Genomic DNA, 2,055 nt, shown 5'->3' on the forward strand with positions numbered 1-2,055 from the left:
AAGCATTCGACATCTGGAAGACCGCCGCCGGGCTTGTTTAACTTTCCACCCAACAAACCATCTTCAGCCGGATACTGATTAACGTGACAACACCACTGCAGGACCTGACCGGCTGGCCCACAGCCCAGCAGAATCGCATCTGCGACCGATTGCTGGGCAGCCGCCCAGACCCACGCGAAGTTCTGACACGGCTGGCACGGCTGGCCGGCCATGCAAGGCCCGAAACCACAATCCGCTCATACCTGCATCTCGGCGATCTGGCGCTCGGGCTGATCTTGCGCAGCAACCCGGAGGCCCATCCCGCCGCCCGGGCCGCGCGCTGGTTGCGACTGAACCGCCGCAGCCTGACACCTTCGAAGCACGATGAGCTGGTGGTGCTGGAAAGCGCCCGACCTGCGGTTCTGGCTCACCTCGCAGTGCAGACGTTGGCAGTGCCGAAAGCCACGGCCAGCCGTCCTGTCCGGCCCGCGCCACCGCCGCGTCTCACTCCGGATCTCGCGCACCGCCTGCTGACCGCACTGGCCCGTGGCACGCCGTCCGGTGATCTGGCCGAGCGTTTTGCCCTTTCCCGCACCCAGATCCGCAGGCTCGAGACCACGGCCCGCAATCTGATGCCAGGCCGCCTCGCCCCGGTCCTGCCGCGCCACCATGACGACCGCAATCTTGCCCGGAACCTGATGCGCCATCTTGCGAAGCTCGACCCCACGGATGCCCGCGCCTGGTCCCTGCAAACCCTCCGCGCCGCCCGTTCCAGCGACCTCTGTTTCGCCACGCGCCGTCAGTTCGAAACCTGGCTGAAAGCCGGCGGCCCGACCCTCGCCACCATCGACTGGCAACTCACCACCCCCGCAAACCGCCTCCGTGCCAGACCCAGGCCACCGCATGAGGTCCGCAACCTCCCTCTGACCGCCCTCACCACCCCCGCAATCCTCACGATCTGCGCAATGGCGACAGAGGATACCTGAGCGTGCGCCGCGACAGCCGAGAACACTACCGGGCCTGGCATGTTGCAAGGCCCGAGGCCGCGAATTCTGCCCCTTCCACCGAAACGAAGCGGCGTTTCTATATCGCTCTTCGCCTGATAACCGCCGCACCATGCCCTTCCCTATCATGCCCGGTAAGTTTGCATTATCAGACCTATTAAAACTGGCCGCTCCGAAGATCAACCGAACAGGCCTGGCAGGTCCCGTGCACCGTGGAGCACCCGCACGACTCTCACCTCCTCTGCTTCCTCGACGAAGAAGATCAGGTAGCGGCTGTGTCGCGCCGCGCGCAGCCCCTCGAGCAGGTCATCGCGCGCCGGGAAGCTAGCGGGGCGTTCCGCGGCCTGCCGCATCTTGGCCTCAATCTCCGCCAGGAACGTCACTGCCCGGGCAGGATTGTCCAGGGCAATGAAGTCGCCGATCTCGACGAGATCGTCCCGGGCGGCGGGCAGAATGACAAGACGGGGCATGAATCAGGATTTCACTGCGTAGCGCGCACGGAGTTCGGCAAACACCTGATCGGCGGGAATGCCAGGGCCGCTGTCGAGCCCGGTCCGGATTGCCGCCCTCAGCGCTTCGAGGTCGCGCCGCTCGGTGTCCCGGTTGCGGACCCAGTCGCGCAATGCCTCCCGGACAACTTCGCTCGCCGACGCGTATTCCCCACCTGCAACCGTCTGACGCAAGATCTCGGCCATTTCAGCGGGCATTGTGATGGTCAGTCGCTCGACTGCGGGCATGATAGCACCTCCTGCCAATTCAGCATATATCATCATACTTGTGATGCTATGCTGTCCACAACTCTTATGTGTCTCCCCGCCCTTTCGCCAGCCAATGCCAGACCGCCGACGTCCGAGTGCGGGCTCGTAATAGCCGACAGGCTGCTTGCACCGCGGCGACCGGCGGAAGTTCGGTTGCAGCTGTCGGCTTCGACTATTTTGACCCAGTCGTTCTGCGTGTTCACCGAGCAGCCGATCTTCCGGTGTTGTCACGTTAAGCTTGGCACGGTTTCTCATTGCAGTGTCTGGACATAGTTCGGGAGGATGCAGAAACAGTTGATCAGCTACAAACGCCA

At 63.6% G+C, this 2,055-nt stretch carries 3 protein-coding genes; 1 reads left to right on the forward strand and 2 read right to left on the reverse strand.

What is annotated here, in order from left to right; all coding sequences use genetic code 11:
- Positions 1-83: 83 nt before the first annotated feature.
- Positions 84-965, forward strand: a complete 882-nt coding sequence (locus tag BM075_RS24035; RefSeq protein WP_093363123.1) for a hypothetical protein — start codon at positions 84-86, stop codon at positions 963-965.
- Between the two features lie 197 nt (positions 966-1,162).
- On the opposite strand, the gene BM075_RS24040 is transcribed toward BM075_RS24035, so the two are convergent.
- Positions 1,163-1,453, reverse strand: a complete 291-nt coding sequence (locus tag BM075_RS24040) for a type II toxin-antitoxin system RelE/ParE family toxin (RefSeq protein ID WP_093363124.1) — start codon at positions 1,451-1,453, stop codon at positions 1,163-1,165.
- 3 nt (positions 1,454-1,456) lie between these two features.
- Complete coding sequence (locus BM075_RS24045; protein WP_093363125.1) at positions 1,457-1,720, reverse strand: type II toxin-antitoxin system ParD family antitoxin; 264 nt, start codon at positions 1,718-1,720, stop codon at positions 1,457-1,459.
- Between the last annotated feature and the right edge of the window lie 335 nt (positions 1,721-2,055).

Source organism: Tropicimonas isoalkanivorans, assembly GCF_900112335.1.
Classification (GTDB): Bacteria; Pseudomonadota; Alphaproteobacteria; order Rhodobacterales; family Rhodobacteraceae; genus Tropicimonas; species Tropicimonas isoalkanivorans.

What these genes read in the sequence shown, in the direction of transcription:
- BM075_RS24040 (WP_093363124.1), bottom strand. Translation starts at nt 1,453, where the DNA reads ATGCCCCGTCTTGTCATTCTGCCCGCCGCCCGGGACGATCTCGTCGAG.
- BM075_RS24045 (WP_093363125.1), bottom strand. Translation starts at nt 1,720, where the DNA reads ATGCCCGCAGTCGAGCGACTGACCATCACAATGCCCGCTGAAATGGCC.